A 15623-nucleotide genomic window follows, 5' to 3' on the forward strand; every position below is an offset into this window, starting at 1 on the left:
AGCTGCCCGAGAGCAGCCTTTTCTTATTTAGACAAATACATTTTTCGTCGGGAATACAAATCGTAAAATTGATCGTCTTTTAAATCTTCAATAAACAAAATACTCTCTCCCGTAGATTTCATCTCAGGACCGAGTGCCTTATTTACATTCGGGAACTTATTAAAAGAGAAAACGGGTTGCTTGATTGCAAATCCGTTCAACTTCGGATTAAAGGTGAAATCAGTGACTTTTTTCTCACCCAACATCACTTTGGTTGCATAATTCACATACGGTTCGCCATACGCTTTCGCAATAAAAGGCACCGTACGAGAAGCTCTTGGATTGGCTTCAATAATATAAACAATATCGTCTTTGATGGCAAACTGAATATTGATCAACCCAACTGTTTGCAAGGCTAAGGCAATATTTTTCGTATGATCTTTAATTTGCTGCATTACAAATTCGCCCAAATTAAACGGAGGCAATGTGGCATTACTGTCGCCTGAATGGATGCCACAAGGTTCGATATGCTCCATGATTCCGATGATATACACATTTTCACCATCACAAATAGCATCGGCTTCCGCTTCAATGGCACCATCCAAATAGTAATCCAACAGCAATTTGTTATTCGGAATATGTTTTAAAATCTCAATCACATGCTCTTCCAACTCTTGCTTGTTGATTACAATTTTCATCCCTTGCCCACCCAATACATACGAAGGACGAACCAATAACGGGAATTCCAATTGATCTGCCAATTGCAACGCTTGTTCCGCATTTTCGGCTACGCCAAATTTAGGATACGGAATATTCAATTCTTTCAACAAGCCCGAGAAACGACCGCGGTCTTCGGCTAAATCCAAGGCATCATAACTGGTTCCAAAGATTTTAATGCCGTAGCGGTTTAATTTTTCGGCCAACTTCAATGCCGTTTGTCCACCCAACTGAACAATCACGCCTTCTGGCTTTTCATGTTGGATGATATCGTAAATATGTTCCCAAAATACAGGTTCGAAATACAATTTATCCGCCGTGTCAAAGTCCGTCGAAACCGTCTCCGGGTTACAGTTAATCATGATGGTCTCGTAACCACATTCTTTCGCTGCCAAAACCCCATGCACACAGGAATAATCAAACTCAATTCCCTGTCCGATTCGGTTGGGTCCCGAACCTAACACTACGACTTTCTTACGGTCAGTAACAATACTTTCATTGGAAACATAGCGTTCTCCTGTTGCTGTCTCAATTTCTGCTTCAAAAGTAGAATAGTAATACGGGGTTTGTGCCTTGAACTCGGCCGCACAGGTATCTACCAACTTGTAAACACGACGAATATTCATGTCTTCGCGCAAGCGGTACACCTGACTCTCCAAACAGCCCAACATGTGCGCAATTTGACGGTCGCCGTAGCCTTTTTGTTTGGCTTCTAATAACAATTCCTTGGGCAATGTATCAATGCGGTAATTCGAAATTTCTTTCTCCAAGAAATACAATTCCTCGTATTGCTTCAAGAACCACATATCGATTTTGGTAATCTCGTGAATACGGCTCAACGGAATTCCCATTTGAATCGCATCGTAAATTACAAACACGCGATCCCAACTCGCATAGGTGAGTTTTTCTATAATTTGTTCGTAGTTTTTATACCCTTTACCATCAGCACCCAAACCGTTACGTTTGATTTCTAAGGATTGCGTGGCCTTGTGTAACGCTTCTTGGAACGAGCGCCCGATGCCCATCACCTCACCTACCGACTTCATTTGGAGTCCGAGGGTACGATCAGCGCCTTCAAATTTATCAAAGTTCCAACGCGGTATTTTCACGATGACATAATCCAACGTCGGTTCAAACAAGGCCGAAGTCGACTTCGTAATTTGATTTTGCAATTCATCAAGGGTATACCCCAAAGCCAATTTGCTGGCAATTTTTGCAATTGGATATCCTGTCGCTTTAGACGCCAAGGCAGAAGAACGCGATACCCGTGGGTTGATTTCGATGGCTACAATATCTTCTTTTTCATCAGGAGAAACGGCAAACTGTACGTTACACCCTCCGGCAAAATTTCCGATAGAGCGCATCATGTGAATGGCCATATCGCGCATCTTTTGAAAGGTCGTATCCGACAAGGTCATGGCAGGCGCTACCGTAATAGAATCCCCGGTGTGAATCCCCATCGGATCCATATTTTCGATGGAACAAATAATCACGACGTTATCATTTTGGTCGCGCAACAGTTCCAATTCATATTCTTTCCACCCCAAAAGCGCTTTGTCAATCAACACCTCATGAATGGGTGATGCTTCCAAACCGCGGGTTAACAATTCATCAAAATCCTCTTTGCGGTGTACAAAAGCTGCTCCAGTTCCCCCCAAGGTAAACGAAGGACGAATCACCAAAGGAAAACCAAACTCTTGCGCAATTTCTTTTCCTTTCAAAAAAGAGTTGGCCGTTTTAGCCGGCGCATAAGGTATACCGATTTTACTTAATAAGGTTTTGAATTGGTCACGGTCTTCGGTGACGTTAATCGCATTGATATCTACCCCAATCAAACGCACATTAAAATCCTTCCAAATCCCTTTTTCTTCCGCTTCCAAACACAAGTTCAACGCCGTTTGTCCGCCCATTGTAGGGAGTACAGCATCAATATTGGGATGCGCTTTTAGGATTTCGATGATCGATTTGGTGGTTAAGGGCTTTAAATAGACATGATCCGCCATGGCTGGGTCGGTCATGATGGTAGCGGGATTGGAATTGATAAGAATGACTTCAATCCCTTCTTCGCGAAGTGAACGGGCGGATTGCGACCCCGAGTAATCAAATTCACAGGCTTGACCAATGATGATCGGACCTGAACCAATAATCAAAACGGATTTGATAGAGGAATCTTTCGGCATGTGGTGTTGTGGTTTAGTTGTTTATTGTTGTGTGTGTCAAAATTAGTCGGTTTATAAAACTTTTGAAAAAATCGGGGTTGCCAATTATCAATAGTTATAAACAGTATAAAAAAAAGGCGCTACTAATAAAAGTAACGCCTTTATATATGATAGTAAATACCATTATTTTTTGTGTCTTGGTTCAGAAGAAACCGTCAATTTATGTCTTCCTTTTGCACGACGACGAGCAAGGACTTTTCTACCATTTGCAGTAGCCATTCTTTCCATAAACCCGTGTTTATTTCTTCTTTTTCTTTTCGATGGTTGAAATGTTCTTTTACTCATTGTTCGATATCTTTAAATCCTGATAATTATTCTATGATTACGGCTTTTTTAAACCGAGTGCAAATATACAAAGGTTTTTATTTCTTGCAAGCGCTTTTTTAAAAATATTTTAAATTCCTTTTAGTACATTTGCAACCTAAATTTTACAATCATGTTTCACAGAAATATCAAAATCGTTTTAACCGTTCTGATTTTCGCTGCAGCGGTATGGCAATTTACCGAAAATAACGTAGGAAATGGAATTTTCTTAATCATTATTTCCCTTCTACCTTTAGCTTTATACTTCCGTAACGAGTTTATTTTGTTGGCTTTTTTACAAATGCGTAAACAAAATTTCCCTGGCGCACAAAAATGGTTAGCCAAAATCAAAAACCCAGAAACGGCGTTAATCAAAAAACAACAAGGCTACTACAATTACTTACAAGGCTTGATGGTGTCGCAAACCAACTTGAACCAAGCCGAGAAGTTTTTCAAAAAAGCCATTGAATTGGGATTGAACATGGACATGGACTTAGCGGTAGCCAAATTGAATTTAGCCGGAATTGCTTTATCCCGACGTCGTAAATTGGAAGCCACCAACTTGATCAACGAAGTGAAAAAGCTCGACAAACAAGGCATGTTGAAAGAGCAAATCACCATGATGAAAGAACAAATGAAACGCATCTAAATAAACAGACTCCGAAAGGGGTCTTTTTTTATGCTAAATTTTAAATGAGAAATTAGAAATGAGGGTACTAGAGTAAAGTGTTTTTTAGAGGAAAGAGGAAAGAAGCAAGAGGAAAGACGGATTTCACGAATAAAGGAACGTAGTGCTACATATTACTTGCTCATTGCTCCTTATCGTTAGTGTGCAAACGCTGGTGACTTTCAGCCCAACAAACATACTAGGTGCGCTATCGGGATTTTCTCCTAACATGGTAATCTAAAAATTAATTAGACAACGTATTGTCCCTACTCCAACAAAACAGGCCGTGTACTAACCTCAACTAAGCCAAAACAATTCAGAGACCACCTTCTACCCAACGGCTCACACTGAAAACTTCCTTACAGTTTAAAATATACGTGGCTACTGTTGGTTTACACTTAGAAAGATTCACAAAAAGGTGTGGGCACATGTGTTTTCGGAACATTACCCCACCCAAAAGGTAGGGTTGGGTACGCTCTTTACGTACTGCATCCCCTAAAAAGGTACGAAGGGGTACGTATAAAACGTACTGTCAATACGCCTTATGCGTACTCCGAGGGGGAGGGGGGCCCTGGCTGGGGTACGTTTTTTACGTACCTCCAGTACGCTTAAGGCGTACCCTTTGTTGGCAAAAAGCGGCAACGACGCAGCATAAGGCGTACCTATCCCTACGATAGTCGGCACCAATTAACGGTGATTTGCAATTGGTTTTAGTTAATTGGTTTCAAACTCTTATCAAAGCATGAAGTTAGGAATGCAATTGCTAAGTCAGCGCAGATGTACAACCCATGCATATAGCATTTTACGATGTTTTTAATCTAAAAAAAGCATACCGTTAAATTGAAAGCCTCCAATTTGATCAACAAAGTGAACAAGTACAACAAACAAGGCATGTTGAAAGAGCAAATCTACCTGATACAAAAACAAATCAAACGCAGCTAACGACAAGACTCCTAAAGGGGGCTTTTTTTTGCCCATTTGAACGGCTTTTCTTAAACACCTCTCTTTTTTAATCCTTCACACAGTCCAAATAACTGCGCAATGTCATCCTTTTCAATGATGCGCATCATGATTGCTTTTCAATAACTACACCACCTTTGTGATGAAGCGGTTTCGCTAGACCCATTAGGATTCTATGCCTGTAAGACCTTCCCAAAATGAAATGCTCACAACAGTACAAAAAAAAGGACTACTCCTCGAAAAGACAACCCACGGATTTGAAAATCTCGGAGTTTTAAATCCGGCTGTAATTCACTTCAACGGAATGCTTCATGTATTCTATCGCGCGATTAACAAAGAGCACTTTTCTTCGATTGGTTATGCTTTATTGGACGAACAATCACGCGTAATTCATAGAAATGAAGTACCTACACTTTACCCTCAATTTGATTATGAATGCTTAGGTGTAGAAGATCCACGCATCGTATGCATCGACACCCTTTTTTATCTCACGTATACTGCATTTGATGGCATCAACGCCCGTGGCGCATTAGCCTTATCAATAGACATGGTCCATTGGGAGAAAAAGGGGATTATAGTACCGCAACTTACTTATACAGATTTTATGCATCGCGCTGAATCCATATTACCCCTTAATGAAAAATACCACCGATATAATAATCCAACACATGTGAATGAATCGTTTTCAATTCACAAAGTATGGGATAAAAATGTGATTTTCTTCCCCAGAAGAATCAAAGGACAACTTTGTATGCTTCATCGGATAAAACCCGATATTCAGATTGTTTTTTTTAACGAGTTAGCCGACTTAAATACCGCATTTTGGGATGATTATCTTTTGCATTTTAGCACCCACATTCTGCTTTCTCCTCGTTTTGAACACGAAGTGAGCTACCTGGGAGGGGGATGCCCTCCAATAGAAACTGTTGCGGGTTGGATTCTAATATACCATGGAGTCCACGACACACTTGATGGATATGTTTACAGTTGCTGTGTTGCCCTATTGGACTTAGAAAACCCGAGTATTGAAGTTGCCCGCCTACCCTATCCCCTTTTTGGCCCCGAACACGATTATGAAGTTCACGGAATTATCAACAACATTTGTTTTCCTAGTGGTGCGGTAGTCCTTGATGATGTACTCCACATTTATTATGGTGCAGCCGATAAACGGGTCGCCTGGGCATCGGTTCCATTACAGCCACTTTTGAAAGCACTTGAACAAAATCACTCACACAATAATGACGCTTAAAACAATACGCCCAATGTCTGGGCTTCAACGAAATCGCCCAAACAGTTCCCTATCGGAAATACGCGCTCAAAAAAGTTACACGACGGCACAATCACTGGTAATGATTACGACTTACCCACCAAAAGAATGTGGTTTAGCTACTTTTGCAGCTGACTTGGTTCAGGCCATTGAAAAGCAGTACAGCCATTCTTTTAAACTTCATATTTGTGCGCTAAATCCCCCTGAATTCGCTTCTAAAGAAAAGCTATTTCATGTTTTGGAAACCCAAAAAAAAGGTGCATTTCAAACTTTAGCTCAAAAAATAATAGAATTAGAGGCGAATGAATGGGTAATCATTCAACATGAATTCGGACTATATCGCCATCATGAAACCGACTTTTTAGAACTTCTGAACGCTATTGAAAAAAAAATACTAGTTGTCCTTCACACGGTTTTACCCAATCCTTCCCCCGATGTAGAAGTATTCATGAAAAACCTAGCCTTTTTGACCCATACTTTCGTTGTGATGACCCAACATTCTAAATCAATTCTTGTGGAACGCTATGGAATAAGTGCATCAAAGATTAAAGTAATTCCCCACGGTACTCACTTAATCGAACATAAAAATGAAATAGAATTAAAATCACAATTTCAATGGGAAAACCGAACCATACTGACCACCTTCGGTTTACTGAGTTCGGGTAAAAACATTGAAACTACGCTTCGTGCGTTACCCGAAGTGATTCATCGGTTTCCAGACATCTTGTTTCTCATTGTGGGTAAAACGCATCCGGGGGTTATCCAAGTAGAAGGAGAACAATATAGAGAATCGTTGGAACAATTAATTCAATCGTTGGGTTTGGAAAACCATACACTACAACTCAACGCCTTTATTGAACTTCCAAAACTTCTTGATATTTTACAACTTACGGATATCTATTTATTCACCTCTAAAAATCAAGACCAAGCGGTTAGTGGTACTTTTGCTTATGCAATGAGCTGCGGTTGCCCTATTGTTGCAACCCCAATTCCCCATGCCTTAGAAGTAGTTCAAAATGGTAGTGGAATCTTATTCGATTTTGAGCAATCCGATCAACTAGCCCAACAGCTCATTTACCTTTTGGACAATCCAAATTTACAGTCAGAAATGCGCCTAAACGGATTGCATCATATGGAACCCACAGCGTGGGAAAACACCGCAATTCGTTATATCCATCATTTACAAACCCATAGTGATCAACCTGTTCAATTAGTCTATCGATGGCCCGTGATGAATCCCAACCATGTAAAAAAAATGACTACAAATTTTGGAATGTTGCAATTTTCAAAACTCAACCTCCCTGATAGTAGTTCGGGATATACGTTAGACGACAATGCACGTGCCCTAATCGCCATATGCCAACAATTTACGCTTACCTCTGAAGCCGACTTACTAATTTACATTGAACGGTATCTCCAATTCATTGAATTCTGTCTTCAACCGGATGGAAAGTTCCTAAATTATGTAAACTTAGACCAATGCTTTACCCAACAAAATGAAGAGACCAACTTAGAGGATTGCTTCGGTAGAGCGATATGGGCCGTAGGATTTCTAAAAGCAGCTGCAAAAAATTTCCCCCCTCATTTTTTAATTTGGGCTGAAAATGTTCTGGAAACTACCCGTATCCAAAGAGGACAATTGGAGTCACCGCGAGCAATAGCTTTTACTTTAAAGGGACTTTATTTTGCCCATCAAAACAAAACAGCCGATTACCGTATAGAAATCGATGCACTTGCCCATCAATTATTGACCTTTTTTAACGAAACGGCAACACCAGAATGGAATTGGTTTGAACCTTATCTCACTTACGGAAACAGCATTCTTCCTGAGGCAATGCTTTTAGCTTGGCGGGTTACACTACGTCCCGAATACAAAACAACAGCACTTAAATCCATGGATTTTTTATTGGACCAAATATTTAAGGACAACCAAATTCAAGTCATCTCAAATAACGGTTGGCTTCATGCCGGTCAAGACCGCAATACCATGTCTAAAGGAGGCCAGCAACCCATTGATGTCGCCTATACCATCATGACGCTTTACACCTTTTATCAAGAGTTAGGCCATCCTGATTATGCTGAAAAAATGACACAAGCTTACCATTGGTTTTTAGGAGAAAACAACCGGAATGAAATTGTCTATAACCCTAAAACTGGTGGATGTTACGACGGTCTCGAAGAAAATCACATGAATTTAAATCAAGGAGCTGAATCTACGTTAAGCCACCTTCTTGCCCGACAAACGATGGAACACTTTGCCAATTCAAAAAAATAATTAACAAAAAAATAAAACGTATGACTTACAAACAATCCAACCAAACCCTACAATTCACAGTGCAAGAGGCGCTGCGATGGGAACCGCAACTACAAGGCTCACAATTTGGTGTAATTGCTGAAAATGGAATCGTAACACTTACAGGTATAACGGATTCTTATTTTAAAAAAATCGAAGCTGAAAAAGCAACGAAAAATACCGCGGGTGTTCGTGCGGTTATTGAACGTATTGCAGTGGTTTTACATGACAACCACCAACTTTCAGACGAAGAAATTGCTCAAAAAATCATTGCCATCTACCATTCCAGTTTTACCATCCCTGAAGAGAAAATAAAAATAACCGTGGAAAACGGATGGGTAACACTTGAAGGAAATGTACATTGGAACTACCAAAAAAACGCGGCTGAAGAAGCACTACAGCCACTTCAAGGAATTCGAGGCATTAGCAACCTCATTCGTACACAAACCAGTCGGGATAGTACCATTAAAAAAGAATACATCCAAAAAGCCCTTCACCACAGCGCCCTACTTCACGATACACCGATAGAAGTTGATGTTAACAACCGAAAGGTGACCCTCAAAGGCAGTGTAAACACCTTGTACGAAAAAGAAGAGGCCGAACGATTGGCATGGAATGCCAAAGGGGTTGTTTCAGTAGACAATAGCCTCGTCATAGGTCCCTTATTACTTAAATCACACGACCATGAATGCGAATAATCAATTGCAGCAAAATGTCCAATTCGCCCTTTTTTGGGAGCCTTATTTGGAACATACAACCATCGGTGTAACAGCCCAAAACGGTATTGTTACCCTTTCGGGAACCGTAGACAGTTATGAGAAAAAAATCGAAATTGAAAAAGTGGTAAAGCGGGTTCGAGGGGTAAAAGCGCTTGTGGAACATCTGGAAGTACACCATGGAATTACGCCTGAATCCGATGAAGACTTAGCTATAAAAGCCTTAGCCGCTATCCAACTCAATACGTCAATTCCAGAAAACGATATAAAAATTGTAGTCGCTAAAGGGTGGGTTTACCTCATTGGAGCGGTCGATTGGAATTACCAAAAAATGGCTGCACAACATGCGGTAAGCCGAATAATTGGGGTAAAAGGAGTTGTCAACTCCTTACTAATCCATTCGGTAACTACCGATGCTATCGAACAAAATGCGATTCAAAATGCACTTAAACGAAGTAGCCTATTAAGAAACAAAACCATACAAGTCGCTGTAGACGACAACGTTGTCACGTTGACCGGTCATGTAGATTCCTATCTCCAAAAAGAAGAAGCGGAACGCATCACTTGGAATGCCCCAGGAATTTGGCGCATCATTAATCATATTGAAATCCAGCACCCGTAATTGATACATCACAAAAAGCACAATCATAATGACAAAACTCTTAGTAACAACCGATTTTTCAGCTCACTCGAGAAAAGCAATTCGTTTTGCCTTTCAATTTGCAATGCAAACCCATGCTGAAATTACCCTATTGCACGTATTGGATTTATTTGACCCTAACTTGGCCATTGATGTTGAATCCGCTACACCTCAGTTGCGGTGGGATGAAGCCATTCAGCTCAAAAAAAATCAGTTGAAAAAATATGTATATGCTGTTTTCCCAAAAGGAATACCCAAGGTTCCCTACGAAGTGGTTTGTCATAAACTGGAACGAACATTGGCACACACCATTATCACGTATACCAAAACGCATCAATTCGATATGGTTTTTTGCAGTGAAAATGGGGCTTCACTTTTCAAAACGGTATTGGGTAGTCTTCCTGAGGCTTTGTTAAATAACTGTCCCGTTCCGCTTTGTATTGTTCCAAAACGCTACACGATGACCCCACTACATTCGATTTGTTATACCACAGATATGCAACACATAGACGATGAGATGAAATGGGTAGAAAACTGGCGAAAACAATTGAACATCCCCCTCAAAGTACTTTATTTTGATTATGAGATTAATTTGCACGAACATCACAAGGTATTGCATCAAACTGCAAATGCTTATGAAAATTCGGCAATCCAATTTCATTACATCAAATTAATTCCACAGTCTTCTTTCAAAATACTACTCCAACAAACCCTAAAACTAGTCAAACCCTCTCTAGTTATTGTGTTCCGTAAACAAAATCGTTCCATTGTAAATCGGATGCTCTTTCCGGGCAAAACCATAGCCTTAATGATGGAAAACAACCTGCCCCTTTTGGTGGTACGAAAAAAACAAGAATGAAACGACTAACCCTATATGAAGAAGGAATTCACTTGGGAAAATTCACAGTTTTCTCGGGTCGTTTTTTTAAAGAATTGCAATGGAAAAACATAGAGGGAAAAGAATTACTTAAACAATGTTATGAATTGGGCTACCGCTCCCTACCCCTAGTTTCGTTGACCGGTTTTATCATGGGTTGGGTGCTCACCCTTCAATCCCGTCCCGCCATGGCCAAATTCGGCGCTGAATCTTGGATACCCAATATGGTCGGACTCTCATTGGTGCGGGAAATTGCCCCTGTCATCACAGCACTGATTTGCGCGGGACGCATTTCCTCTGGAATCGGAGCAGAACTGGGTTCTATGCGTGTCACAGAACAAATCGATGCGATGGAAGTGGGTGCCATACAACCCTATCAATATTTAGTGGTTACCCGAACTTTAGCTACTACTTTAATGCTCCCAATCTTAGTCATTTACGCCGATGGAATAGGACTCCTAGGAGGCTATCTGGGCATTAACCATCACAATGAAATGACCCTACAACATTATTTTCGTCAAGTATTTGATGCTTTAGCCTTTAGTGATGTTATCCCAGCCGTTATTAAAACATTTTTCTTCGGCTTTTTCATTGGAATGGTCGGTTGTTTCAAAGGATTCCATGCGAGTAGCGGTACAGAAAGTGTTGGCAAAGCAGCAAACCAAGCCGTAGTAGCAGCATCTCTAAGTATTTTTATTATCGATCTAATTGCAGTTCAACTAACCGATCTTTTATGAAAACTGAAATTGCAAACCAACCCGTAATTGCGTTGAAAGGAGTATATAAAGCGTATGGCAAACATGCGGTATTGGCAGGTTTGGACTTCGTTGTGAATCCCGGAGAGCAAGTTGTTCTTTTAGGACGATCTGGCTCCGGTAAATCTGTAGCTTTAAAATGCATTGCCGGTCTAACAAAAGTTGATGCTGGATCAGTACACTTAATGGGGCACAACATTACATTTTATGATGAAAAAAATCTTATTCCTTTACGGAAACGAATGGGTTTCTTATTTCAAAATGCGGCCTTGTATGACTCCATGTCCGTTGAAGAGAATTTAGCCTTTACCTTGCACCACCATGACCCCAATTTGAGTAATCAAACCGTGGCCCAACGCATAAAAACGACCTTGGAAAATGTAGGTCTCACAGCAGCCCTACATGTAATGCCTGCGGCCTTATCAGGAGGTATGCGAAAACGTATCGGACTTGCGCGCGCTATAATTATTAATCCTGAAGTGATGTTGTACGATGAACCAACGGCAGGTCTAGACACGCGAACTGCACAAGAGATCATCGACTTAATGCTACGGATCAAATCCGAATACCACCCCGCAGCAATAATCATTACCCATGATTTACAATGTGCTGCTCAAACAGGCGATCGTATTTTGGTGCTCAGTGATGGAAAAATTATTCTCTCGGGAACTTTTGCAGAAATTACCCAAAGTTCCCTACCTGAAGTACAAGTTTTCTTTAATCGTTTCTAACCATGATCACAACCAATACCTACTACTGGAAAGTAGGGCTCTTTAGTTTTATAGGGCTCTTGTTATTCATTCTTACAATTTACATACTCGGATTCAATCAAAATCTTTTTCGTTCGAGTTTTGTATTGTATGCTCGGTTTTCCAATGTTAGCGGTCTTAAACAAGGAAGCACTGTGCGTTTATCAGGGATAAATGTGGGTACGGTAGCCCGCATTGAATTTGTTTCCGATTCTTTGGTTTTAGTTAAATTATTTATTGATAAAGACATTCAACCCTATCTAAAAGCAGATGCAATAGCCGCAATTAGTTCAGATGGTTTAGTTGGAGATAAAGTTTTGGAAATCGTTTCAGGCAATAGTAAAAGTCGAGAAATCAAAAACAATGACACCATTGCTTCAATTGCTCCCATTCAATGGGAAACTCTTTTAAAAAGTGTTTTAAAAAGCACACAAAATGCAGAAGTAATCACGGGTGAATGGCGGACATTTAGTCAGCATTTGAATCAGCATAAAGGTCTGATTTATCAACTCATTCGAAGTGAAGCTTTTGCTACTTCAGTACACAACACCGTAAATAATCTGGAACAAAGTTCGCATGAATTGGCATTGTTTACACCTGCACTTAACAATAAACATGGTACTCTAAATCAATTACTGAACAATGCGGCCTGGAGTGATCAAGTCCGCCAAACACTCAATCATTTACAATCTACCAGTCACCAATTGGATATTTTTAGCATGACATTAAACCAACAAAATGGACTATTGTATCATATAATGACTAACGATTCATTGCGAATAAAAATAGACCATACTATAGATGAATTAGACAAAACAGCATCCGCTTTGCATGTGTTTTCCAACCGAATGAACCAACCCAACACCGTACTTTATAAAATCACAAATGACCCAAAAACGGCACAACAACTCGATAGTATTGTACGACATATCGATCAAGGAGTACAAGAATTTCGGAATCTTGAAGAAGCGGCAAAAGCCTCATTCATTTTTCGAAGTTATTTTAAAAAAAAACAATCTAATTAATTTAAAACAATACCTATGAAACCTTTACGAAAAATGGCTATTTGGATGGATTATTCCAAAGCTCACATTATCGAATTCACGGATAAAGCGCGTGAAATTGATATTATCGAAATTCACAAAAACCAAAACACTTACGATCAAAACCCTCACTTAAATCATCAAAATCAAGTAGGGGAAGAAAACCGGAAAGCCTTTTTTAAAAAACTATCCCATTGCATGGAAGGGTATGATAAAGTTCTACTCTTTGGGCCAACACAAGCTAAAAATGAACTTTCGAATTTATGGCAAGAAAATAAAAAAAACACCCTGAAAGACATGGATGTAATCACTACTGGACGATTATCAGAACATCAACGTTGCCGGTTTGTTAACAAATATTTTCTTCAATCACAATTAACAACGTAATTCATGTCGATTCCAATTTAAAAGTCCGCTCAATTTTCAATAATGAACGGACTTTTTCAAAAAAAAAATTTCGATTTTTAAACCAATCACACTCCTAACTTTGATCTTTTCTTTCTTTTAATAGTATCCAAAATATGGTCAAAGCAATTGCAATAGCAAATAAAGGAGGAAAGAATAGAATAGTATGCTGCGTTTGATTTAAAATAAAACAATACGTAAATACCATGACAAATCCCAATACCCAAACCCGAGGGGTATAGGAAATAAAGGCGGGAAGCAAGGTAGTAATCACCCAAAAATAAATACCAAATCTTTGAAAATAACCTTTTACAGACTGCACTAAGAAGATATTTACACCCTTACCTTGCACTTCAACATCGCAAAAAACAATATCCCAAGTGGCAATTAGTGCGACAAAAACACCCAAAAAAGTAAAAAACCGCAACAAATAGCGAATGCTCCATGTAAGCTCCATCTGTTGTATTGCATAGGGAAACCAAATAGGCCAAATCACTTGACTAACAATAACCAGCATTACTGTAAAAAATATAGTTAAATAACTGATTTCTGGATGGTGCAGAACAGCAATTATAAATACGGCACAAAACTGTTGGATACTCAACAACAAGGGTAAAATTGCAAAAGGACAATACTTTGGACCCTCTATTTTTTGAAAAGCAAAATACGAAAGTACAACCAGCAATAGTCCCGCTGTCAAATGCAAAAAAATTGAATCATCCATAATTGATTTAGAAAATGTATTAAATAACCAATATACCGGAGTTGTGAAGGATAAACCTTGATTGAAATCACAATAATTGTTGATGTATAACATTGAATGTCCCTACTATTATTTCGATTTTTAAAATTATTTTGTAAATAAATTCAGGTTAAAATATAAGTTACCCCATTAATTGCCTACCTTGCATGGGCAGCGATTGGATGCTTTGTTTTTTTACTAACCTCTGCCAAAAAATCCAACGCCTATGGCCAGAATCTTAATCATCATGGAACACCGAGAAAATCGGCATTACCTCACCGAATTACTCAAAATAGCTGGATATGAAGTCGTTTGGGCAAACAGTGGTACCGAAGGTGTACAAATGGTAACCTCTTCCCATCCAGATATCATTCTCTGTGAAGTGAATATGCAAGAATTGGATGGTTTTGGCGTAATCTACGAATTATCACACCACGCAGTAACTGCTACTATACCCTTTGTTTTTTTTACAAATAAATTTCAAAAAACATCGTTGAGAAAAGGTATGGAATTGGGTGCTGATGATTACCTTTTTCGACCTTTTGATGACGTACAATTATTGAATGCAATTGCCATTCGCTTAAAGAAACATGAAACCCAACGGGATTTTTTTAAATCGCAATTACCCGAACCAACGGAATCCCCTTTATGCATTCAAGGAAAACTAGCCCTTGATTTAATGAGGGATCAATCGCAATTTCGAAAAATCAAAAAAAAACAAATTCTATTCTATGAAGGGGATAAAGCAATTGGCATCTATTTCGTTCATAAAGGGGCGATAAAAATCACAAAAATTGCTCAAGATGGGCGCGAATTAACGGTTCGAATTCATTCGGCTGGTGACTACATCGGACTCAATAATTTATTCTCGGGGCAGAGTCATACCGATAATGCCGAAGCCATGTCAGATTGTGAAATAAGTATATTACCGCTCCATGAATTTGAAAGTTTAATCGAACATTATCCCGACATGGCTGGGAAATTTATTAAATTAATGTCCCATGAGTCAAGCCAAAACGAAGAAAATTTGATCCGAATAGCTTATGATTCGGTACGCAAACGCATCGCAAATTCATTAATCAATTACTTTAAAACCTATTGTCCCGAAGGGCAAAGTATACATTTGAGCAGGAACGAACTCGCCAATATCTCGGGAACGACACCTGAAACAGTAAGTCGAACACTCACCGATTTTGAAAATGAAGGACTAATACGAAAAGAGCAAAATCGAATTATTATTATCCAAATTCAAAAACTTTCAAACTTGAAAAATTAAAACCTGACGAACATC

General features: G+C 39.4%; 14 protein-coding genes. 11 read left to right on the top strand and 3 right to left on the bottom strand.

The features are described 5' to 3' along the window. Positions 1 to 23 precede the first annotated feature (23 nt). Together carB and rpmH are read right to left on the bottom strand one after the other, a co-directional pair. Entirely contained in the window at positions 24 to 2876 is a 2853-nt protein-coding gene (gene carB, locus OLM45_RS12920; protein ID WP_264510804.1) for a carbamoyl-phosphate synthase large subunit, read from the bottom strand. A 162-nt stretch (positions 2877 to 3038) separates the two neighbouring features. Continuing rightward, complete coding sequence (gene rpmH / locus OLM45_RS12925; RefSeq protein ID WP_056072822.1) at positions 3039 to 3200, bottom strand: 50S ribosomal protein L34; 162 nt, start codon at positions 3198 to 3200, stop codon at positions 3039 to 3041. A gap of 151 nt (positions 3201 to 3351) precedes the next feature. On the opposite strand from rpmH, the gene OLM45_RS12930 reads away from it, so the two are divergent. From OLM45_RS12930 to OLM45_RS12975, 10 genes are all read left to right on the top strand, one after another. Continuing rightward, positions 3352 to 3867 (top strand): DUF2892 domain-containing protein, encoded by a 516-nt coding sequence (locus OLM45_RS12930; RefSeq protein ID WP_264510806.1) that lies wholly within the window; start codon positions 3352 to 3354, stop codon positions 3865 to 3867. Between the two features lie 1180 nt (positions 3868 to 5047). Beyond that, entirely contained in the window at positions 5048 to 6094 is a 1047-nt protein-coding gene (locus OLM45_RS12935) for a pesticidal protein Cry7Aa (RefSeq protein ID WP_264510808.1), read from the top strand. A 100-nt stretch (positions 6095 to 6194) separates the two neighbouring features. Next, positions 6195 to 8387 carry a glycosyltransferase gene (locus OLM45_RS12940; RefSeq protein ID WP_264510810.1) on the top strand — a complete coding sequence of 731 codons (2193 nt, stop codon included), beginning with the start codon at positions 6195 to 6197 and terminating at the stop codon, positions 8385 to 8387. Between the two features lie 20 nt (positions 8388 to 8407). Then, the gene (locus OLM45_RS12945) at positions 8408 to 9103 is read left to right on the top strand and encodes a BON domain-containing protein (protein WP_264510813.1); all 696 of its coding nucleotides are present in this window, start codon (positions 8408 to 8410) and stop codon (positions 9101 to 9103) included. Next, positions 9090 to 9743: a BON domain-containing protein gene (locus tag OLM45_RS12950; protein WP_264510814.1), complete on the top strand. Its 654-nt coding sequence runs from the start codon at positions 9090 to 9092 to the stop codon at positions 9741 to 9743. Before OLM45_RS12945 ends, OLM45_RS12950 begins: the two co-directional genes overlap by 14 nt. A 28-nt stretch (positions 9744 to 9771) precedes the next feature. Further along, on the top strand, positions 9772 to 10620 hold the full coding sequence (locus OLM45_RS12955) for a universal stress protein (protein ID WP_264510817.1): 849 nt from the start codon (positions 9772 to 9774) through the stop codon (positions 10618 to 10620). After that, positions 10617 to 11375, top strand: coding sequence for an MlaE family ABC transporter permease (locus tag OLM45_RS12960; protein ID WP_264510819.1), 759 nt, complete (start codon positions 10617 to 10619; stop codon positions 11373 to 11375). Before OLM45_RS12955 ends, OLM45_RS12960 begins: the two co-directional genes overlap by 4 nt. Then, positions 11372 to 12124 (top strand): ABC transporter ATP-binding protein, encoded by a 753-nt coding sequence (locus OLM45_RS12965; RefSeq protein WP_264510821.1) that lies wholly within the window; start codon positions 11372 to 11374, stop codon positions 12122 to 12124. Before OLM45_RS12960 ends, OLM45_RS12965 begins: the two co-directional genes overlap by 4 nt. Before the next feature lie 2 nt (positions 12125 to 12126). After that, on the top strand, positions 12127 to 13167 hold the full coding sequence (locus tag OLM45_RS12970) for an MlaD family protein (RefSeq protein WP_264510822.1): 1041 nt from the start codon (positions 12127 to 12129) through the stop codon (positions 13165 to 13167). A gap of 15 nt (positions 13168 to 13182) precedes the next feature. Beyond that, positions 13183 to 13572, top strand: coding sequence for a hypothetical protein (locus OLM45_RS12975; protein ID WP_264510824.1), 390 nt, complete (start codon positions 13183 to 13185; stop codon positions 13570 to 13572). 94 nt (positions 13573 to 13666) lie between these two features. On the opposite strand, the gene OLM45_RS12980 is transcribed toward OLM45_RS12975, so the two are convergent. Further along, positions 13667 to 14314 (bottom strand): hypothetical protein, encoded by a 648-nt coding sequence (locus OLM45_RS12980; protein WP_264510826.1) that lies wholly within the window; start codon positions 14312 to 14314, stop codon positions 13667 to 13669. A gap of 244 nt (positions 14315 to 14558) precedes the next feature. Here OLM45_RS12980 and OLM45_RS12985 point away from each other — a divergent pair, with 244 nt between their 5' ends. Then, entirely contained in the window at positions 14559 to 15608 is a 1050-nt protein-coding gene (locus tag OLM45_RS12985; protein ID WP_264510828.1) for a cyclic nucleotide-binding domain-containing protein, read from the top strand. Positions 15609 to 15623: the final 15 nt, after the last annotated feature.

The sequence above is a fragment of the Flavobacterium sp. N1719 genome (assembly GCF_025947045.1).
GTDB lineage: Bacteria > Bacteroidota > Bacteroidia > Flavobacteriales > Flavobacteriaceae > Flavobacterium > Flavobacterium stagni.